This is a genomic window from Tenacibaculum mesophilum, from assembly GCF_003867075.1.
Taxonomy (GTDB): Bacteria; Bacteroidota; Bacteroidia; order Flavobacteriales; family Flavobacteriaceae; genus Polaribacter; species Polaribacter mesophilus.
Window position 1 is genome coordinate 1 of sequence record NZ_CP032544.1, and the last position, 16733, is coordinate 16733.

General features: G+C 34.6%; 30 protein-coding genes. All 30 read left to right on the forward strand.

The window, feature by feature from the left end:
- The 30 genes from fusA (at position 1) to rplQ (ending at position 16674) form a co-directional block, all read left to right on the forward strand.
- On the forward strand, positions 1-2082 hold the full coding sequence (fusA, locus tag D6200_RS00005; protein ID WP_240627188.1) for an elongation factor G: 2082 nt from the start codon (positions 1-3) through the stop codon (positions 2080-2082).
- A 5-nt stretch (positions 2083-2087) separates the two neighbouring features.
- Entirely contained in the window at positions 2088-2393 is a 306-nt protein-coding gene (gene rpsJ, locus D6200_RS00010; RefSeq protein WP_024740605.1) for a 30S ribosomal protein S10, read from the forward strand.
- Between the two features lie 290 nt (positions 2394-2683).
- Positions 2684-3301 (forward strand): 50S ribosomal protein L3, encoded by a 618-nt coding sequence (rplC, locus tag D6200_RS00015; protein ID WP_047789835.1) that lies wholly within the window; start codon positions 2684-2686, stop codon positions 3299-3301.
- Positions 3301-3930 (forward strand): 50S ribosomal protein L4, encoded by a 630-nt coding sequence (rplD, locus tag D6200_RS00020; RefSeq protein ID WP_047789834.1) that lies wholly within the window; start codon positions 3301-3303, stop codon positions 3928-3930. The genes rplC and rplD overlap by 1 nt, the downstream gene beginning before the upstream one ends.
- Before the next feature lie 8 nt (positions 3931-3938).
- Positions 3939-4229, forward strand: a complete 291-nt coding sequence (rplW, locus tag D6200_RS00025) for a 50S ribosomal protein L23 (RefSeq protein ID WP_047789833.1) — start codon at positions 3939-3941, stop codon at positions 4227-4229.
- An 11-nt stretch (positions 4230-4240) separates the two neighbouring features.
- Positions 4241-5065 carry a 50S ribosomal protein L2 gene (gene rplB / locus D6200_RS00030; RefSeq protein WP_047789832.1) on the forward strand — a complete coding sequence of 275 codons (825 nt, stop codon included), beginning with the start codon at positions 4241-4243 and terminating at the stop codon, positions 5063-5065.
- 6 nt (positions 5066-5071) lie between these two features.
- Complete coding sequence (gene rpsS / locus D6200_RS00035) at positions 5072-5350, forward strand: 30S ribosomal protein S19 (RefSeq protein ID WP_028890729.1); 279 nt, start codon at positions 5072-5074, stop codon at positions 5348-5350.
- A 9-nt stretch (positions 5351-5359) separates the two neighbouring features.
- Positions 5360-5764 carry a 50S ribosomal protein L22 gene (gene rplV, locus D6200_RS00040; RefSeq protein WP_028890730.1) on the forward strand — a complete coding sequence of 135 codons (405 nt, stop codon included), beginning with the start codon at positions 5360-5362 and terminating at the stop codon, positions 5762-5764.
- Positions 5765-5775: 11 nt separating this feature from the next.
- Complete coding sequence (rpsC, locus tag D6200_RS00045; protein WP_047789831.1) at positions 5776-6492, forward strand: 30S ribosomal protein S3; 717 nt, start codon at positions 5776-5778, stop codon at positions 6490-6492.
- 19 nt (positions 6493-6511) lie between these two features.
- Positions 6512-6943, forward strand: coding sequence for a 50S ribosomal protein L16 (gene rplP / locus D6200_RS00050; protein WP_047789830.1), 432 nt, complete (start codon positions 6512-6514; stop codon positions 6941-6943).
- A gap of 12 nt (positions 6944-6955) precedes the next feature.
- On the forward strand, positions 6956-7147 hold the full coding sequence (gene rpmC, locus D6200_RS00055) for a 50S ribosomal protein L29 (RefSeq protein WP_028890733.1): 192 nt from the start codon (positions 6956-6958) through the stop codon (positions 7145-7147).
- 18 nt (positions 7148-7165) lie between these two features.
- The gene (gene rpsQ / locus D6200_RS00060; RefSeq protein ID WP_028890734.1) at positions 7166-7423 is read left to right on the forward strand and encodes a 30S ribosomal protein S17; all 258 of its coding nucleotides are present in this window, start codon (positions 7166-7168) and stop codon (positions 7421-7423) included.
- 1 nt (position 7424) lies between these two features.
- A complete protein-coding gene (rplN, locus tag D6200_RS00065; RefSeq protein WP_047789829.1) occupies positions 7425-7793 on the forward strand; it encodes a 50S ribosomal protein L14 in 369 nt (122 codons plus the stop codon).
- Positions 7794-7807: 14 nt separating this feature from the next.
- Complete coding sequence (rplX, locus tag D6200_RS00070; RefSeq protein ID WP_047789828.1) at positions 7808-8122, forward strand: 50S ribosomal protein L24; 315 nt, start codon at positions 7808-7810, stop codon at positions 8120-8122.
- Between the two features lie 2 nt (positions 8123-8124).
- Positions 8125-8676 carry a 50S ribosomal protein L5 gene (gene rplE / locus D6200_RS00075; protein WP_047789827.1) on the forward strand — a complete coding sequence of 184 codons (552 nt, stop codon included), beginning with the start codon at positions 8125-8127 and terminating at the stop codon, positions 8674-8676.
- A 4-nt stretch (positions 8677-8680) separates the two neighbouring features.
- Entirely contained in the window at positions 8681-8950 is a 270-nt protein-coding gene (gene rpsN / locus D6200_RS00080; protein WP_028890738.1) for a 30S ribosomal protein S14, read from the forward strand.
- Positions 8951-9317: 367 nt separating this feature from the next.
- Positions 9318-9716 (forward strand): 30S ribosomal protein S8, encoded by a 399-nt coding sequence (gene rpsH / locus D6200_RS00085; protein ID WP_047789826.1) that lies wholly within the window; start codon positions 9318-9320, stop codon positions 9714-9716.
- Between the two features lie 15 nt (positions 9717-9731).
- The gene (rplF, locus tag D6200_RS00090) at positions 9732-10277 is read left to right on the forward strand and encodes a 50S ribosomal protein L6 (protein ID WP_047789825.1); all 546 of its coding nucleotides are present in this window, start codon (positions 9732-9734) and stop codon (positions 10275-10277) included.
- An 18-nt stretch (positions 10278-10295) separates the two neighbouring features.
- Positions 10296-10646, forward strand: coding sequence for a 50S ribosomal protein L18 (rplR, locus tag D6200_RS00095; RefSeq protein ID WP_047789824.1), 351 nt, complete (start codon positions 10296-10298; stop codon positions 10644-10646).
- Between the two features lie 8 nt (positions 10647-10654).
- Positions 10655-11179 carry a 30S ribosomal protein S5 gene (rpsE, locus tag D6200_RS00100; RefSeq protein WP_125064354.1) on the forward strand — a complete coding sequence of 175 codons (525 nt, stop codon included), beginning with the start codon at positions 10655-10657 and terminating at the stop codon, positions 11177-11179.
- An 11-nt stretch (positions 11180-11190) separates the two neighbouring features.
- Complete coding sequence (rpmD, locus tag D6200_RS00105) at positions 11191-11373, forward strand: 50S ribosomal protein L30 (protein WP_047789822.1); 183 nt, start codon at positions 11191-11193, stop codon at positions 11371-11373.
- Between the two features lie 12 nt (positions 11374-11385).
- Complete coding sequence (rplO, locus tag D6200_RS00110) at positions 11386-11835, forward strand: 50S ribosomal protein L15 (RefSeq protein WP_047789821.1); 450 nt, start codon at positions 11386-11388, stop codon at positions 11833-11835.
- A 12-nt stretch (positions 11836-11847) separates the two neighbouring features.
- On the forward strand, positions 11848-13167 hold the full coding sequence (secY, locus tag D6200_RS00115) for a preprotein translocase subunit SecY (protein WP_047789820.1): 1320 nt from the start codon (positions 11848-11850) through the stop codon (positions 13165-13167).
- A 1-nt stretch (position 13168) separates the two neighbouring features.
- The gene (infA, locus tag D6200_RS00120) at positions 13169-13384 is read left to right on the forward strand and encodes a translation initiation factor IF-1 (RefSeq protein WP_024740627.1); all 216 of its coding nucleotides are present in this window, start codon (positions 13169-13171) and stop codon (positions 13382-13384) included.
- A gap of 12 nt (positions 13385-13396) precedes the next feature.
- Positions 13397-13513 carry a type B 50S ribosomal protein L36 gene (ykgO, locus tag D6200_RS00125; protein WP_010181906.1) on the forward strand — a complete coding sequence of 39 codons (117 nt, stop codon included), beginning with the start codon at positions 13397-13399 and terminating at the stop codon, positions 13511-13513.
- Between the two features lie 2 nt (positions 13514-13515).
- Positions 13516-13881, forward strand: coding sequence for a 30S ribosomal protein S13 (rpsM, locus tag D6200_RS00130; protein WP_047789819.1), 366 nt, complete (start codon positions 13516-13518; stop codon positions 13879-13881).
- Between the two features lie 33 nt (positions 13882-13914).
- The gene (gene rpsK / locus D6200_RS00135) at positions 13915-14301 is read left to right on the forward strand and encodes a 30S ribosomal protein S11 (protein ID WP_047789818.1); all 387 of its coding nucleotides are present in this window, start codon (positions 13915-13917) and stop codon (positions 14299-14301) included.
- A gap of 136 nt (positions 14302-14437) precedes the next feature.
- On the forward strand, positions 14438-15043 hold the full coding sequence (rpsD, locus tag D6200_RS00140) for a 30S ribosomal protein S4 (protein WP_047789817.1): 606 nt from the start codon (positions 14438-14440) through the stop codon (positions 15041-15043).
- A 99-nt stretch (positions 15044-15142) separates the two neighbouring features.
- A complete protein-coding gene (locus tag D6200_RS00145; RefSeq protein ID WP_047789816.1) occupies positions 15143-16135 on the forward strand; it encodes a DNA-directed RNA polymerase subunit alpha in 993 nt (330 codons plus the stop codon).
- A gap of 62 nt (positions 16136-16197) precedes the next feature.
- Positions 16198-16674 (forward strand): 50S ribosomal protein L17, encoded by a 477-nt coding sequence (gene rplQ, locus D6200_RS00150; protein ID WP_047789815.1) that lies wholly within the window; start codon positions 16198-16200, stop codon positions 16672-16674.
- Positions 16675-16733: the final 59 nt, after the last annotated feature.

Here is a 16733-nt window from a genome sequence, read left to right on the forward strand (position 1 = left end):
ATTGCTGCTCATATTGATGCTGGTAAAACAACAACAACTGAGCGTATCCTTTTCTATACAGGGGTGTCTCACAAAATTGGAGAGGTTCACGATGGTGCTTCTACAATGGACTGGATGGAGCAAGAAGCTGAAAGAGGTATTACAATTACTTCTGCAGCTACTACTTGTACTTGGCAATTTCCAACCGAAAATGGACAGCCTACAGCTGATGCTAAGGGATACCATTTTAATATTATTGATACTCCAGGTCACGTTGATTTTACCGTAGAGGTAAACCGTTCGTTACGTGTATTAGACGGGTTAGTGTTCTTATTCTCTGCAGTAGACGGAGTTGAGCCACAATCTGAAACTAACTGGCGTTTAGCTGATAACTATAAAGTGCCACGTATCGGTTTCGTTAACAAAATGGACCGTCAAGGAGCAAACTTCTTAGCTGTATGTCAGCAAGTAAAAGACATGTTAAAGTCTAATGCAGTGCCAATCGTATTAAACATTGGTGATGAAGCAGATTTTAAAGGAATTGTTGATTTAGTTAAAAACCGTGCTATTGTATGGCATGATGACAACTACGGGTCAACTTTCGATGTTGTAGAAATTCCAGAAGAATTAAAAGAAGAAGCTCGTGAGTTACGTGGTAAGTTAATCGAAGAGGTTGCTGCTTATGACGAAAACTTATTAGAGAAGTACATGGAAGATGAAGATTCAATTACAGAAGAAGAAGTGCACGCTGCATTAAGAGCTGCTGTAATGGATATGTCTATTATTCCAATGGTATGTGGTTCATCATTCAAAAATAAAGGTGTTCAGTTTTTATTAGATGCTGTATGTCGTTATTTACCTTCTCCAGTAGATAGAGATAATATCGTAGGAACTAATCCTGATACTGGTGAGGAGGAAACACGTAAGCCAGACGCAAAAGCGCCATTTTCAGCTTTAGCATTTAAAATTGCTACCGATCCTTTCGTAGGACGTTTAGCATTCTTCCGCGCTTATTCTGGTCGTTTAGATGCAGGTTCTTATGTGTTGAACAACCGTTCAGGTAAAAAAGAACGTATTTCACGTATTTACCAAATGCACTCTAACAAGCAAAATGCTATCGACTTTATTGAAGCTGGAGATATTGGAGCTGCTGTAGGATTTAAAGATATTAAAACAGGAGATACCTTATCTGATGAAAAGAATCCAATTGTTTTAGAATCAATGGATTTCCCAGATCCAGTAATCGGTATTGCTGTTGAACCAAAAACTAAGGCTGACGTTGATAAGTTAGGTATGGCTTTAGGTAAATTAGCAGAGGAAGATCCAACATTTACTGTAAAAACAGATGATGCTTCAGGTCAAACTGTAATTTCAGGAATGGGTGAGTTACACTTAGATATTATTGTTGATCGTTTAAAGCGTGAGTTTAAGGTTGAAGTAAATCAAGGACAACCACAAGTAGAGTACAAAGAAGCTTTAACAGCTACTGCAGATCACAGAGAGGTTTATAAGAAACAATCTGGTGGACGTGGTAAGTTTGCTGATATTGTATTTACTATGGAGCCTGCTGATGAAGGTGTTACAGGGTTACAATTTGAGTCTATTATTAAAGGAGGTAACGTTCCTAAGGAATTTGTACCTTCTGTAGAGAAAGGATTCAAAGAGGCAATGAAGAATGGTCCTTTAGCTGGTTACGAAATGGATTCGATGAAGATTACTTTAAAGGATGGATCTTTCCACCCTGTAGATTCTGATCAATTATCATTCGAATTAGCTGCTAAGTTAGGTTATAAAGCTGCTGCAAAAGCTGCAAGAGCTGTAATCATGGAACCAATGATGAAATTAGAAGTGTTAACTCCAGAGGAGAACATGGGAGATATCGTTGGAGACTTAAACAGAAGAAGAGGACAAGTAAACGATATGAGCGATCGTGCTGGATCTAAAGTAGTAAAAGCAATCGTTCCTTTATCAGAAATGTTTGGATATGTTACTTCTTTAAGAACATTATCTTCAGGTAGAGCAACTTCTACTATGGAATTCTCTCACTATGCAGAAACTCCAAGTAACATTTCAGAAGAAGTAATCGCAAACGCTAAAGGTTAATTAAGATGAGTCAAAAAATTAGAATAAAGTTAAAATCTTACGATTATAATTTAGTAGACAAGTCTGCTGAGAAAATCGTAAAAACAGTAAAGAGTACTGGTGCTGTGGTAAACGGACCAATTCCTTTACCAACAAATAAAAAGATTTTTACAGTGTTACGTTCACCACACGTAAACAAAAAATCAAGAGAACAATTTCAATTATCTGCTTACAAAAGATTATTAGACATTTATAGTTCTTCTTCAAAAACTATTGATGCGCTAATGAAACTTGAGTTACCAAGTGGAGTTGAAGTTGAGATCAAAGTATAAGTAAATCAATAACTTTCGGTTTAATTTTGTTAAGCCGAAAGTTTTTTATACTTTTGCACACCGAAATTTTAGTTTTCGGAGTGTGGAAATTTCTGAAAAGTATTCAGAAATGACATGTCCTGAGGGTTTCGCGAAGGAAAAACGGTAAAACAAATTCAAAGAGTGAAGATGTTTTTCGCTCTTTTTTTTTGAGAAATTCGAAGGAAAACAAGAAACATTTGTTTCAAAAAATTATTTTATTAATAGACGCGCTGGATAAATTAAAATCTATCGTCTGAAAATTAACAAATATGTCTGGGTTAATAGGAAGAAAAGTAGGAATGACCAGCTTATTCGATGAAAACGGGAAAAATATTCCTTGTACTGTAATCGAAGCAGGTCCTTGCGTTGTTACCCAAGTCAGAACCGAAGAGGTTGACGGCTATAACGCGTTACAACTTGGTTTCGATGACAAAAAAGCAAAAAGCTCTAACAAGGCTTTAGATGGTCACTTTAAAAAAGCTGGTACATCTGCTAAAAGAAAGGTCGTTGAGTTCCAAGGATTCGAAGGTGAGTATAAATTAGGTGACTCAATTACTGTTGAACACTTTGCTGAAGGAGAATTCGTTGATGTATCAGGAGTTTCTAAAGGTAAAGGTTTTCAAGGTGTTGTTAAACGTCATGGTTTTGGCGGGGTTGGACAAGCAACTCACGGTCAACATAACCGTTTAAGAGCTCCAGGTTCAATTGGTGCAGCATCATACCCTGCAAGAGTATTCAAAGGAATGCGTATGGCAGGTCGTATGGGTGGAGACAAAGTAAAAGTTCAAAATTTAAGAGTTTTAAAAGTGGTTGCAGATAAGAATCTTATCGTTGTAAAAGGAGCAATTCCTGGTCACAAAAACTCTTATGTAACTATCGAGAAATAATGAAAGTAGCAGTATTAGATATTACAGGAAAAGATACTGGTAGAAAAGTTGAACTTTCTAACGAGGTATTCGGAATTGAGCCAAATGATCATGCAATTTATTTAGATGTAAAGCAGTATTTGGCTAATCAAAGACAAGGTACTCATAAATCGAAAGAAAGAGCTGAGATTGCTGGTAGTACAAGAAAGATAAAAAAACAAAAAGGAACTGGTACAGCTCGTGCGGGTAGTATCAAGTCTGGTGTTTTTAGAGGTGGTGGACGTATGTTTGGTCCAAGACCTAGAAACTATTCTTTTAAGTTAAATAAAAACTTAAAGCGTTTAGCACGTAAGTCAGCTTTAAGTATTCAAGCAAAAGAAAACAATTTAGTGGTTGTTGAAGATTTCAATTTTGAAGCTCCAAAAACTAAAGAGTTTATCAATGTATTAAAAGCTTTAGAATTAGACGCTAAAAAGTCTTTATTCGTATTAGGTGAAGAAAGTAAGAATGTTTACTTATCATCTCGTAACTTAAAAGGTTCTAAAGTAGTAGATGCTTCAGGTATTAACACGTATAGCGTTTTAAATGCTAATAAAGTGGTTATTTCAGAAAGCTCTCTAGAAGGAATTGAGTCTAATTTAAGTAAATAGGGAACAAGATGAGTATTTTAATTAAACCTATTATTACAGAAAAAGCTACAAATGATAGCGAGTTAAACAACCGTTATACATTTGTTGTAAATAAAAAAGCTAACAAATTAGAAATCAAAGGAGCTGTAGAAGCTGCTTATGGTGTAGCGATTGAATCTGTAAAAACAATGAATTATCCAGCACAAAGAAAAACTAAATACACTAAAAAAGGTTTAGTTACTGGATTAACAGGTGGATACAAAAAGGCAATCGTTCAGTTAGCTGAAGGAGAAACTATTGATTTTTATAACAATCTTTAAGAAAAGACAGAATGTCAGTTAGAAAATTAAAACCAATAACACCAGGTCAGCGTTTTAGAGTTGTAAATGGGTTCGACACCATTACTACTGATAAGCCGGAGAAATCTTTATTAGCTCCGAAAAAACGATCTGGAGGTCGAAACAACCAGGGTAGAATGACTACACGTAACATCGGTGGAGGTCATAAACAAAAATACCGTATTATCGATTTTAAAAGAGATAAGCAAGGTATTCCTGCAACAGTAAAAACTATTGAGTACGATCCAAACCGTACTGCATTTATTGCATTAGTTAGTTATGCTGATGGTGAAAAACGTTATGTGATTGCACAAAACGGATTAAAAGTAGGTCAAACAATCATTTCAGGAAAGGAAGTAGCTCCAGAAGTAGGTAACGCTATGTATTTAAGTGAAATTCCTTTAGGAACTACAATTTCTTGTATTGAGTTACACCCAGGTCAAGGAGCTGTTATGGCTCGTTCTGCTGGAGCTTTTGCTCAGTTAGTTGCAAAAGAAGGTAAATATGCAACTGTTAAATTACCTTCTGGAGAAACAAGATTTATCTTATTAACTTGTATGGCTACAATTGGAGTAGTGTCTAACTCAGACCACCAATTATTAGTTTCAGGTAAAGCAGGTAGAAGTAGATGGTTAGGAAGAAGACCAAGAACAAATGCAGTAAGAATGAACCCAGTTGATCACCCAATGGGAGGTGGTGAAGGACGTTCTTCTGGAGGGCATCCAAGATCTAGAAACGGTATTCCTGCTAAAGGATTTAAGACTAGATCAAAGACCAAAGCTAGTAATAAGTATATCGTAGAACGTAGAAAGAAATAATAAACCATGGCAAGATCATTAAAAAAAGGACCTTACGTTCACTATAAGTTAGAGAAAAAAGTGTTAGCTAACGTAGAAGCAGGTAGTAAGTCAGTTATCAAAACTTGGTCTAGAGCAAGTATGATTACTCCTGATTTCGTAGGACAAACAATTGCAGTTCACAACGGACGTCAGTTTGTACCAGTTTACGTTACTGAAAACATGGTAGGTCATAAATTAGGCGAATTTTCACCAACACGCTCATTTAGAGGACATGCTGGTGCAAAAAATAAAGGTAAAAAATAGTAGGAAATTATGGGAAGTCGTAAACATAACATGGCAACACAGTTAAAAGAAGCTAGAAAGTCTAGAGCTTTCGCTAAATTAACTAATTGTCCTACATCACCAAGGAAAATGCGCTTGGTAGCAGATTTAGTAAGAGGAGTAGAAGTTGAAAAAGCTTTACAAATCTTAAAGTTCAGTCCAAAAGAAGCATCACGTAACTTAGAAAAGTTATTATTATCAGCTATTGCTAACTGGCAAGCTAAAAATGAAGATGCAAGCATTGAAGATGCTGGATTATACGTAAAATCAATTTGTGTTGATAGCGCAGGTATGTTAAAAAGGTTAAGACCAGCTCCGCAAGGTCGTGCACATAGAATTCGTAAGCGTTCTAATCACGTAACTTTAGAGTTAGGAACTAAAAATAATAGTAATTAATCAAAGTAGAAATGGGACAAAAGACAAATCCAATAGGAAATCGTTTAGGAATTATCAGAGGATGGGAATCTAACTGGTATGGTGGAAATGACTACGGAGATAAGATTGCTGAAGATGATAAGATAAGAAAGTATTTATATGCTAGATTATCTAAAGCAAGTGTATCAAGAATTATTATTGAGCGTACCTTAAAACTTGTAACCGTTACTATCACTACTGCACGTCCAGGTATCATTATTGGTAAAGGAGGTCAAGAGGTAGACAAGTTAAAAGAAGAGCTTAAGAAAATTACTGGTAAAGAAGTTCAAATTAATATTTTCGAAATTAAGCGTCCAGAATTAGATGCAAAATTAGTTGCTGCTAGTATTGCACGTCAAATTGAAAATAGAATTTCTTACAAGCGAGCTACTAAAATGGCAATCGCTGCTGCAATGAGAATGAATGCAGAAGGAATTAAAGTTCAATTATCAGGCCGTTTAAACGGAGCTGAAATGGCACGTTCTGAGCATTACAAAGAAGGAAGAATTCCTCTTTCTACCTTTAGAGCAGACATCGATTATGCACTTGTTGAATCACATACTACATACGGAAGAATCGGTGTGAAAGTATGGATTATGAAAGGTGAGGTTTATGGAAAACGTGAATTATCTCCATTAGTTGGACTATCTAAGCAAAAAGGTAGTGGAAACAAAGGAGGTGGTAAACGTCAACCTCGCAGAAGAAAATAATTTTTAAAAGAAATTAACAATGTTACAGCCAAAAAGAGTAAAATACCGTAAGGTACAGAAGGCGAAAGGAAATATGAAAGGTAACTCTGGTAGAGGTACTCAACTTTCTAACGGAATGTTTGGTATCAAATCATTAGACCAGAACTTACTTACCTCTCGTCAAATTGAGGCAGCTCGTATTGCGGCAACTCGTTATATGAAAAGAGAGGGGCAACTTTGGATTAAGATTTTCCCAGATAAACCAATAACAAAGAAACCGTTAGAGGTACGTATGGGTAAAGGTAAAGGTGCACCAGATCACTTTGTAGCAGTTGTAAAACCAGGTAGAATTTTGTTCGAAATTGGTGGAGTACCAATGGAAGTAGCAAAAGAAGCTTTACGTTTAGCAGCGCAAAAACTTCCTGTAAAAACGAAGTTTGTAATAGCAAGAGATTTTGATTATAACGCTTAATTCTATTAGATCATGAAACAATCAGAAATTAAAGAATTATCAACAGCTGACTTACAAGAAAAGCTAGGGGCGTTGAAGAAAAATTATACTGATCTTAAGATGGCTCACGCCATAACTCCATTGGAAAACCCATTAGAGTTACGTAGCTTAAGAAAAACTGTAGCAAGAATTGCTACAGAGTTAACTAAAAGAGAATTACAATAATTCTAGTCAGTTTTAAAGATGGAAAAAAGAAATCTTAGAAAAGAGAGAATCGGTGTAGTATCTAGCAACAAAATGGAGAAATCTATCGTAGTTAGCGAGGTAAAAAGAGTAAAGCACCCAATGTACGGAAAGTTCGTATTGAAGACTAAGAAGTACGTTGCACATGACGAGAATAACGATTGCAACGAAGGTGATACTGTAAGGATCATGGAAACACGTCCTATGAGTAAATCTAAGCGTTGGAGATTAGTAGAAATCCTAGAAAGAGCTAAATAATATGTTACAGACAGAATCAAGATTAAAAGTCGCAGATAACACTGGAGCAAAAGAAGTTTTAGTGATTAGAGTTTTAGGAGGAACAAAAAAGCGTTACGCTAGCGTTGGAGATAAAATTGTAGTTTCAGTAAAATCTGCAACTCCAAACGGAACTGTAAAGAAAGGTCAAGTATCTCGTGCAGTTGTTGTTCGTACTAAGAAAGAAGTTAGACGTAAAGACGGATCATATATCAGATTTGATGATAATGCTTGTGTACTTTTAAATCCTTCAGAGGAAATGAGAGGTACTCGTGTATTCGGACCTGTGGCTCGTGAATTACGTGAGAAACAATTTATGAAAATAGTATCATTAGCACCTGAGGTGTTATAAAATCAGATTTTAAAATGAAAAAATTTAAAATTAAATCAGGAGATACTGTTAAAGTTATAGCAGGGGATCATAAAGGATCTGAAGGAAAAGTTTTACAAATCCTTAAAGATAAGGATAGAGTAGTAGTAGAAGGTGTAAATATGGTGTCTAAACACACTAAACCTAGTGCTGCTAACCCTCAAGGAGGAATTGTAAAAAAGGAAGCTCCATTACATATATCGAATGTAGCCTTAATCGAAAACGGTGAAGCTGTTAGAGTAGGGTATGATTTTGATAAGGAAAGTGGAAAAAAGTTCAGAGTTTCAAAAAAATCAGATAAAGCAATATAACAATGAGTTACGTACCAAGATTAAGAGAAGAGTACAAGAGCAGAGTTATCAAAGCTCTTACTGATGAATTTGGTTATAGCAATGTAATGCAAGTGCCTAAATTACAAAAGATAGTTGTAAGTAAAGGTGTTGGTGCAGCTATAGCAGATAAGAAATTAATAGAATACGCTATTGATGAGTTAACTACTATTACTGGTCAAAAAGCAGTACCTACAATTTCTAAGAAAGACGTTGCAAACTTCAAATTACGTAAAGGAATGCCTATTGGAGCAAAAGTTACGTTAAGAGGAGATAAAATGTACGAATTTTTAGATAGATTAGTTACAGCTTCTTTACCACGTGTAAGAGACTTTAACGGTATCAAAGCAAATGGTTTTGATGGTAGAGGTAATTACAATTTAGGAATTACTGAGCAAATCATCTACCCAGAGATTAATATTGATCAAGTGAAAAAAATTAGTGGTATGGATATTACTTTTGTAACATCAGCAAGCACTGATAAGGAAGCTAAATCATTATTAGGAGAATTAGGATTACCATTTAAAAAGAATTAATAAGATGGCTAAAGAATCAATGAAAGCGCGTGAGCGCAAAAGAGCTAAAATGGTTGCTAAATATGCAGAAAAGAGAAAAGCCTTAAAAGAAGCTGGAGACTATGAAGCATTACAAAAGTTGCCAAAAAACGCATCACCAATTAGAATGCACAATCGTTGTAAACTAACTGGACGTCCAAAAGGATATATGCGTCAGTTCGGAATTTCACGTGTTACTTTCCGTGAAATGGCTAACCAAGGATTAATTCCAGGAGTAAAGAAAGCAAGCTGGTAAGAAGCTCTTCCATACAAAATAAAGGTGTATAACTAAACAAAGTTGTACACCTTTTTGCTTAACAAAAGGGTGTAATTAATACATACTTTAATTTCATTTTAAAATAAAAATACTCTTACAAAAACGTAATATTTTGATACTAAAAATGATAATCATCAAAAAGGTTTGATTTTCAAAAAGTTTATGTATATTTGCACTCTGTTTTTATGGGGTAAATTACGCCTTGTAAGTAAATACCACTTAAATGGTATAATGCTTATGAGATTTTACTCAAAAAACAAATAAATAAGTATTAACTGGTTTCAGGTTTAGTATTTGCGTTGATAAGATAATAATGCTAAAAACCAAAACCGAAAATTAATTAACTATGTATACAGATCCAATCGCGGATTTTCTTACTCGAGTGAGAAATGCTATTGCAGCAAATCACAGAGTAGTTGAAGTTCCTGCTTCAAAGTTGAAGAAGGAAATGACGAAGATTTTGTTCGATCAAGGTTACATTTTAAGTTATCAGTTCAATGACGATAAGGTTCAAGGAACGATTAAGATAGCTTTAAAATACGATCGTGACACGAAAGAATCAGTAATCAGAAAGATTCAAAGAATTTCAACACCAGGTTTACGTAGATACGTTGGCGCTAAAGAAATGCCAAGAGTATTGAACGGATTAGGTATTGCTATTGTTTCTACATCAAAAGGTGTAATGACAAACAAAAAAGCAAGACAAGAGAACGTTGGTGGTGAAGTATTATGTTACGTTTACTAAAAAACATTTTGTAAGATGAGTAGAATAGGAAAGAATCCAATCGCATTGCCACAAGGTGTTGAAGTAAAAGTAGACGGAAATGTGGTTACAGTAAAAGGGAAATTAGGAGAGTTAACTCAAGAAATTAAGTCTGATATTACTGTAAAAGTTGAAGATGGTACCATTACTTTAGAAAGACCATCAGAAAGTAAAGATCATAGAGCAGCACATGGTTTATACCGTGCTTTAATCAATAATATGGTTGAAGGTGTTAGCAAAGGATTTACTAAAGAGTTAGAGTTAGTAGGTGTTGGTTATAGAGCATCTAACCAAGGACAAAAATTAGATTTAGCCTTAGGTTTCTCTCACAATATTGTAATAGATTTAGCTCCAGAAGTTAAGGTTGAAACAGTATCTGAAAAAGGTAAGAACCCAATCGTAAAATTAACTTCACATGACAAGCAATTAGTTGGTCAAGTTGCAGCAAAAATTCGTTCATTCCGTAAGCCAGAACCTTACAAAGGAAAAGGAATTAAGTTTGTAGGAGAAGTATTAAGAAGAAAAGCAGGTAAATCTGCATAATAAATAAGAGAAATTATTATGGCATTATCAAAGCTTGAAAGAAGACAACGAATTAAGCATAGAATTAGAAAGATTGTTACAGGTACAGCTGAAAAACCAAGGTTATCAGTTTTTAGAAGTAACAAAGAAATCTATGCTCAGTTAATTGATGACGTTGCTGGTGTTACATTAGCATCTGCATCATCAAGAGATAAAGAAATTACATCTAGTTCTAAAGCAGAAGCGGCTACAGCTGTAGGTAAAGCTATTGCTGAAAAAGCTGTAAAGGCTGGTGTTGATACTGTTGCTTTTGACCGTAACGGATATTTATACCACGGAAGAGTTAAAGTATTAGCAGACGCTGCAAGAGAAGCTGGTTTAAAATTTTAAGAAATTATATTATGTTAGGATATAAAAACGTAGAAAGAGTAAAACCAAGCGGATTAGAGCTTGTAGATAAATTAGTTGGTGTACAACGTGTTACCAAAGTAACTAAAGGAGGTAGAGCATTTGGTTTCTCTGCAATCGTAGTAGTTGGAGATGGTAATGGAGTTGTAGGTCACGGATTAGGGAAATCTAAAGATGTTTCTTCTGCAATTGCAAAAGCAGTTGAAGATGCAAAGAAAAATTTAGTACGTATTCCTATTTTAGATGGAACATTACCACACGAACAAAAAGGTAAATTTGGTGGTGCAAAAGTATTCATCAAGCCTGCTTCACATGGTACCGGGGTTATTGCCGGAGGTGCTGTACGTTTAGTATTAGAAGCTGTAGGTATTAAAGACGTATTATCAAAATCTCAAGGATCATCAAACCCTCACAACGTAGTAAAAGCAACTTTTGATGCTTTATTACAATTACGTAGTGCTGCTACAATTGCTAAGCAAAGAGGTATATCTTTAGAGAAAGTTTTTAACGGTTAAAATTTAAGACGATGAGTAAAATTAGAGTTACACAAGTAAAAAGTCAAATCGGTCGCCTTAAAAATCAAAAAAGAACGTTAGAGGCGTTAGGTTTACGTAAAATGAACCAAACTGTAGAGCATGAAGCATCAGCTACAATTTTGGGTATGGTAAGTAAAGTTTCACACTTAGTTTCTGTAGAAGAAATTAAATAAGACAATATAAAGATGAGTTTACACAACTTAAAACCAGCAGCAGGATCTACAAAAAGCGGTAAAAGAATCGCTCGTGGAGAAGGTTCTGGTCACGGAGGTACCTCTACAAGAGGACATAAAGGAGCTAAATCTCGTTCTGGTTATTCTCGTAAAATAGGATTTGAAGGAGGGCAAATGCCACTTCAAAGACGTGTACCTAAATTTGGTTTCACTAACATTAATCGTAAAGAATATGTTGGTGTAAATTTAGACAAGTTACAATCATTAGTAGATAACGGAAAGATAACAGATACAGTTAATTTAGACGTTTTAGTAGAAAACAGATTAGCTCGTAAAAACGACTTAGTTAAAATATTAGGTGGTGGAGAGTTAAAAGCTAAATTAAATATAACTGTACATAAATTTACAGCATCAGCTAAAGCAGCTATTGAAGCAGCAGGAGGTGAAGCAGTAACATTATAAGAATTGTAAATGATGAATTTTATAAATACTTTAAAAGACATTTGGAAGATTGAAGAGTTAAAAGAAAAATTACTTTTAACCTTAGGTTTAATCGCTGTTTACCGTTTTATGGCAGCAGTTCCATTACCAGGAATTGACCCTACTCAGTTATCAGCATTAAAAGACAGTACTGACGGTGGACTTTTAGGTTTATTAAACGCATTTACAGGTGGGGCATTTGCTAGAGCGTCAGTTATGGCACTTGGTATAATGCCTTATATTTCTGCATCAATCGTGGTTCAGTTAATGGGTATTGCAGTACCGTATTTACAGAAATTACAAAAAGATGGAGAAAGTGGACGTAAGAAGATTACGCAAATAACAAGATGGCTTACGATTGCTATTACGTTGTTTCAAGCACCAACCTACATTGGAGTAATCCAAAACCAAATGGGTTTACCGCAAGAAGCATTCTTAGTAACAGGAGCAACATTTTGGGTATCATCTATCATTCTTTTAAGTGCAGGAACAATTTTTGCAATGTGGCTAGGAGAGCGTATTACTGATAAAGGAGTTGGTAATGGAATTTCATTATTAATTACCGTTGGTATTATCGCAAATTTCCCAGCAGCATTTATTCAAGAATTAGTTTCTAAGCAAACTGCAGGTGCTGGAGGAATTATGATGATTTTAATCGAATTAATAGTTTGGTTTGTAGTAATCTTGTTAACCGTATTATTAGTTACAGCAGTACGTAAAGTAGCCGTTCAATACGCACGTCGTACAGCAGTTACAAACATTAAAGATGTTGATGGCGCAAGACAGTACATTCCTTTAAAATTGAATGCAGCTGGAGTAATGCCAATTATTTTTGCACAGGCTATTATGTTTTTACCAATAGCATTAGGTCAAAAATATCCAGCATTAAACAGTTTAACTGATATTAACGGTTTATGGTATAACGTTATATTTGCTTTATTAATTATTGTCTTTAGTTACTTTTATACTGCTATTACTATTCCAACGAATAAAATGGCAGAAGACTTAAAGAGAAGTAATGGTTTTGTTCCAGGTTATAAACCAGGTGAAGAAACAGCTAACTTTTTAGATTCAGTATTGTCGAAAATTACATTACCAGGATCTATCTTCTTAGCAGCTTTATCTATTTTACCAGCAATCATTGTAAAGTTTGGAGTTACTCAAAACTGGGCAATGTTTTATGGAGGAACATCATTAATCATTATGGTAGGAGTTGCAATAGACACTATTCAGCAAATAAACTCGTATTTATTAAACAGTCGTTATGATGGTTTAATGAAAACAGGTAACAGTAACAGAAAATCATTAAAATAATATGGCTAAACAACCAGCAATTCAACAAGACGGAACTATTACAGAAGCATTATCGAATGCAATGTTTCGAGTAGAATTAGAGAACGGACATATTGTTACGGCTCACATTTCAGGAAAAATGCGTATGCATTATATAAAACTATTACCAGGAGATAAGGTAAAGTTAGAAATGAGTCCGTATGATTTATCAAAGGCAAGAATTACTTACAGATATTAAAAACACACACTGATGAAAGTAAGAGCATCATTAAAGAAAAGAAGTGCCGACTGCAAAATTGTACGCAGAAAAGGCAGATTATATGTAATTAACAAAAAGAATCCTAGATTTAAACAAAGACAAGGGTAGTTATGGCAAGAATCGCAGGTATAGATATTCCAAAGAATAAAAGAGGTGTTATCGCTTTAACTTACATCTTTGGTATAGGAAGAAGCAGAGCTAAAGAAGTTTTAGCTGCTGCCAATATAGATGAAAGTATCAAAGTTCAAGATTGGACTGATGATCAAATTGCAGCAATTCGTGAGCAAGTTGGAACTTACACTATTGAAGGTGAGTTACGTTCTGAGGTTCAATTAAGCATTAAACGTTTAATGGATATCGGATGTCAAAGAGGTATTCGTCACAGACTTGGTTTACCATTACGTGGACAAAGAACAAAGAATAACTCTCGTACAAGAAAAGGTAAGAGAAAAACTGTAGCTAACAAGAAAAAATAATCATTGATTATTTTTTACTAATAGTAAAGAATTATGGCAAAGTCTAAAGTAACAAAAAAACGTAAAGTTGTAATAGAGTCAGTTGGTGAAGCTCACGTAACTGCATCTTTCAACAATATTATTATTTCTTTAACAAACAAAAAAGGTGACGTTATTTCTTGGTCATCTGCAGGAAAAATGGGCTTCAGAGGTTCTAAAAAGAACACTCCTTACGCAGCTCAGTTAGCAGCAGAAGATTGTGCAAACGTTGCTAAAGAAGCAGGTTTACGTAAAGTAAAAGTGTATGTTAAAGGACCAGGTAACGGTAGAGAATCTGCAATCAGATCTATTCACAATTCAGGTATTGAGGTAACAGAAATTATTGATGTTACTCCGATTCCTCACAACGGATGTCGTCCACCTAAAAGAAGAAGAGTATAAGTTGAATTAATTTTCAACTTATACTTTATTTAGCGTACTTTTGTGCGTGAAAAATTAAGTATTTTAACACAGTAGGATTAAAAAGATTATCGAAGGAGTACGCCTTAATTCATAATCCCTACTAAACTAATTAGAAATGGCAAGATATACAGGACCAAAAACTAAAATTGCTCGTAAGTTTGGCGAAGCAATTTTCGGAGACGATAAAAACTTCGAAAAAAGAAATTACCCTCCAGGACAACATGGAGTAGGTAAAAGAAGAGGTAAAAAATCTGAATATGCAATCCAGTTAATGGAAAAGCAAAAGGCTAAATATACCTATGGTATTTTAGAACGTCAGTTCCGTAACCTTTTCAAAAAAGCATCAGCTTCTCAAGGAGTAACAGGTGAAATCTTATTACAATTATGTGAATCTCGTTTAGATAACGTAGTATACCGTTTAGGTGTTGCAAATTCACGTAGAGCTGCACGTCAGTTAGTATCTCACCGTCACATTACAGTTAACGGAGATATCGTTAACATTCCATCTTATAGATTAAAAGAGGGAGATGTAGTAGCAGTAAGAGAAAAATCTAAGTCGTTAGAAGCTATTGAAAATGCTTTAGCAGCTAATAGCAATGTTTACGAGTGGTTAACTTGGAATGCAGATCAAAAATCAGGAACATTTGTAAAAGCTCCAGAAAGATTACAAATACCTGAAAACATTAAAGAGCAATTAATCGTAGAATTATACTCTAAGTAATAAATTAATCATATTGGTATTTAGCCAAAGGGTTTATTCGTATTTCTTCACACTTATAAACCGCGCAACTAAATAACAATTAAAACGAAGAAAAATAATATGGCAATTTTAAATTTTCAAAAGCCTGATAAAGTAATAATGATTGAATCTACTGATTTTTCAGGAAGATTCGAATTTAGACCTCTTGAACCAGGTTTTGGATTAACAGTTGGTAATGCATTACGAAGAGTATTATTATCATCTCTTGAAGGATTCGCTATTACATCATTACGTATCGACGGAGTTGATCATGAGTTTTCAACTATTCAAGGTGTTGTAGAAGATGTAACAGAAATTATCTTAAATTTAAAGCAAGTACGTTTTAAGAAGCAGATTGAGGAATCAGATAGAGAAACAGTTTCTATTGCAATATCAGGTCAAGAGCAATTAACAGCTGGTGACTTACAAAAGTTCATTTCAGGTTTTCAAGTACTAAATCCAGATTTAGTAATTTGTAACATGGATAAATCAGTAACGTTAAATGCTGAAATTACCATTGAAAAAGGTAGAGGTTTTGTACCAGCAGAAGAAAATAAAAGGGCTGGTGCGCCTTTAGGAACAATTTTTACAGATTCTATTTACACTCCAATAAAGAATGTAAAATATGCTGTTGAAAATTTCCGTGTAGAGCAAAAGACCGATTACGAAAAATTAGTTTTCGATATCGATACTGATGGATCTATCAATCCTAAAGATGCCTTAACAGAAGCAGCTAAGATTTTAATCCACCACTTTATGTTATTCTCTGATGAGCGTATCACTTTAGAGGCAGATGAAATTGCACAAACTGAAACTTATGATGAAGAATCATTACATATGCGTCAGTTATTAAAGACGAAACTAGTTGATATGGATTTATCAGTTCGTGCTTTAAATTGTTTAAAAGCTGCAGAAGTAGATACTTTAGGAGACTTAGTATCATTTAACAAAAGCGATTTAATGAAGTTCAGAAACTTTGGTAAAAAATCATTAACAGAATTGGATGAGTTAGTGGCTAACAAAGGTTTAAATTTCGGAATGGATTTAAGCAAATACAAATTAGATAAAGATTAACCTTTCATATTTTGCTCCTCTAAATTAGAGTAGTAGCAAGATGAGAGCTAAAACCAAATGTCATGAGACACGGAAAGAAATTTAATCACTTAGGTAGAAAAACAGCGCACAGAAAAGCGATGTTATCTAACATGGCTTGTTCTTTAATAGAGCACAAGCGAATCAATACTACTGAAGCTAAAGCGAAAGCTTTACGTAAGTTTGTTGAGCCTTTAATTACAAAATCTAAAGACGATACAACTCACAACCGTCGTGTAGTATTTAGTTACTTACGTAGCAAGGAAGCTGTTACAGAATTATTCAAAGAAATTTCTGTAAAAGTAGCAGACAGACCAGGAGGATATGTTCGTATCATCAAGTTAGGAAACCGTCAAGGAGATAATGCTCCTATGGCAATGGTTGAATTAGTTGACTACAACGAGTTATACAATCCAAAAGGAAATAAAGCTAAAAAGAGTACTCGTCGTAGCCGTCGTGGTGGAGCGAAGAAAACTGAAGCTGCAGCTGTTGAAACTCAAACTTCACAAGAAGAAGAATAAAAATGAGAATTTTTATAAATTATATCAAAGGGATAAACATTTAATGTTTGTCCCTTTTT

Coding starts and splice junctions, on each gene's coding strand:
- rpmC (WP_028890733.1), top strand. CDS start 6,956: ATGAAACAATCAGAAATTAAAGAATTATCAACAGCTGACTTACAAGAA.
- rpsD (WP_047789817.1), top strand. CDS start 14,438: ATGGCAAGATATACAGGACCAAAAACTAAAATTGCTCGTAAGTTTGGC.
- rplX (WP_047789828.1), top strand. CDS start 7,808: ATGAAAAAATTTAAAATTAAATCAGGAGATACTGTTAAAGTTATAGCA.
- rplQ (WP_047789815.1), top strand. CDS start 16,198: ATGAGACACGGAAAGAAATTTAATCACTTAGGTAGAAAAACAGCGCAC.
- rplR (WP_047789824.1), top strand. CDS start 10,296: ATGGCATTATCAAAGCTTGAAAGAAGACAACGAATTAAGCATAGAATT.
- rpsQ (WP_028890734.1), top strand. CDS start 7,166: ATGGAAAAAAGAAATCTTAGAAAAGAGAGAATCGGTGTAGTATCTAGC.
- rplO (WP_047789821.1), top strand. CDS start 11,386: ATGAGTTTACACAACTTAAAACCAGCAGCAGGATCTACAAAAAGCGGT.
- ykgO (WP_010181906.1), top strand. CDS start 13,397: ATGAAAGTAAGAGCATCATTAAAGAAAAGAAGTGCCGACTGCAAAATT.
- rplC (WP_047789835.1), top strand. CDS start 2,684: ATGTCTGGGTTAATAGGAAGAAAAGTAGGAATGACCAGCTTATTCGAT.
- infA (WP_024740627.1), top strand. CDS start 13,169: ATGGCTAAACAACCAGCAATTCAACAAGACGGAACTATTACAGAAGCA.
- rpsC (WP_047789831.1), top strand. CDS start 5,776: ATGGGACAAAAGACAAATCCAATAGGAAATCGTTTAGGAATTATCAGA.
- rpsH (WP_047789826.1), top strand. CDS start 9,318: ATGTATACAGATCCAATCGCGGATTTTCTTACTCGAGTGAGAAATGCT.
- rpmD (WP_047789822.1), top strand. CDS start 11,191: ATGAGTAAAATTAGAGTTACACAAGTAAAAAGTCAAATCGGTCGCCTT.
- rplF (WP_047789825.1), top strand. CDS start 9,732: ATGAGTAGAATAGGAAAGAATCCAATCGCATTGCCACAAGGTGTTGAA.
- rplV (WP_028890730.1), top strand. CDS start 5,360: ATGGGAAGTCGTAAACATAACATGGCAACACAGTTAAAAGAAGCTAGA.
- rpsJ (WP_024740605.1), top strand. CDS start 2,088: ATGAGTCAAAAAATTAGAATAAAGTTAAAATCTTACGATTATAATTTA.
- rplW (WP_047789833.1), top strand. CDS start 3,939: ATGAGTATTTTAATTAAACCTATTATTACAGAAAAAGCTACAAATGAT.
- rpsM (WP_047789819.1), top strand. CDS start 13,516: ATGGCAAGAATCGCAGGTATAGATATTCCAAAGAATAAAAGAGGTGTT.
- rpsK (WP_047789818.1), top strand. CDS start 13,915: ATGGCAAAGTCTAAAGTAACAAAAAAACGTAAAGTTGTAATAGAGTCA.
- D6200_RS00145 (WP_047789816.1), top strand. CDS start 15,143: ATGGCAATTTTAAATTTTCAAAAGCCTGATAAAGTAATAATGATTGAA.
- rplN (WP_047789829.1), top strand. CDS start 7,425: ATGTTACAGACAGAATCAAGATTAAAAGTCGCAGATAACACTGGAGCA.
- rpsN (WP_028890738.1), top strand. CDS start 8,681: ATGGCTAAAGAATCAATGAAAGCGCGTGAGCGCAAAAGAGCTAAAATG.
- rplE (WP_047789827.1), top strand. CDS start 8,125: ATGAGTTACGTACCAAGATTAAGAGAAGAGTACAAGAGCAGAGTTATC.
- rplB (WP_047789832.1), top strand. CDS start 4,241: ATGTCAGTTAGAAAATTAAAACCAATAACACCAGGTCAGCGTTTTAGA.
- rplP (WP_047789830.1), top strand. CDS start 6,512: ATGTTACAGCCAAAAAGAGTAAAATACCGTAAGGTACAGAAGGCGAAA.
- rplD (WP_047789834.1), top strand. CDS start 3,301: ATGAAAGTAGCAGTATTAGATATTACAGGAAAAGATACTGGTAGAAAA.
- rpsS (WP_028890729.1), top strand. CDS start 5,072: ATGGCAAGATCATTAAAAAAAGGACCTTACGTTCACTATAAGTTAGAG.
- secY (WP_047789820.1), top strand. CDS start 11,848: ATGAATTTTATAAATACTTTAAAAGACATTTGGAAGATTGAAGAGTTA.